This is a genomic window from Aerococcus sp. L_32, from assembly GCF_050689315.1.
The window spans coordinates 1-791 of sequence record NZ_JBOEQF010000859.1; the positions used below are offsets into that span (position 1 = coordinate 1).

Sequence of the window (791 nt, forward strand, 5' to 3'; positions counted from 1 at the left end):
TAAAATAGAATCCATGTCCTATTTCGAGGTCCTCACTGTAGCCTTCTTTATCTATGCTGGCCAGGTGGACGTCGATTTACTGATCATTGAAGTAGGGATAGGTGGCGAAAAGGACTACACCAATATTCTCCCACATGCCGTCCGGGTCATCACCTCTATTGGTAAAGACCACATTCCTAGTTTAGGTGAAGATGAATTTGCCATTACCAAGCAAAAAGCCGGCATAATGCACCATGGGGATACCCTGGTTGTTGGGGAAATTGCCCCAGAATACTTAGCTATTATCCAAGACAAAGTGACTCAAGAAGAAGGCCAATTGATTTCTTATAAATTGCAACCGCAGATGGATATTCCGCAACTTGGTTTTTACCAAGTATGGAATGCTCGGACAGCTTACGCTGCTTTTGCCGCTTTTACAAAGGGAAATGGCTTGTATTTTAACAAACAAACAGCCATTGAAGCCATTCAAGCGACAGCTTTACCAGGTCGGATGGAATTGATTGCTAACAAGCCAGCCACTTTTATTGATGGCGCCCACAATATTTCAGCCATTAAAGTGTTGCTGAAAGAATTAAAGGCGACTTTTGCGGATACGAGAATTATCATGTATTTTTCAAGTTTAGACCGTAACGAAATTAACGACTCACTAGACTATATCCAAGCACATTCGGACGTTGAATTATATGTCACCACTTTTGATTATGAAGAAGCGAGAAAAGAAGAGGTTTATTTAGCCACTACAGATGCGAAATTTGTGAATAATTGGTATGATGATTATAAGCAATCCGCAC

General features: G+C 41.0%; 1 protein-coding gene. It reads left to right on the forward strand.

Annotation, left to right across the window (positions count from 1 at the left end; genetic code table 11):
- Positions 1 to 13 precede the first annotated feature (13 nt).
- Positions 14 to 791, forward strand: a 778-nt coding sequence (locus tag ACRCJ0_RS16940; protein ID WP_431391322.1) for a glutamate ligase domain-containing protein, incomplete at its 3' end; no start/stop codon positions are given.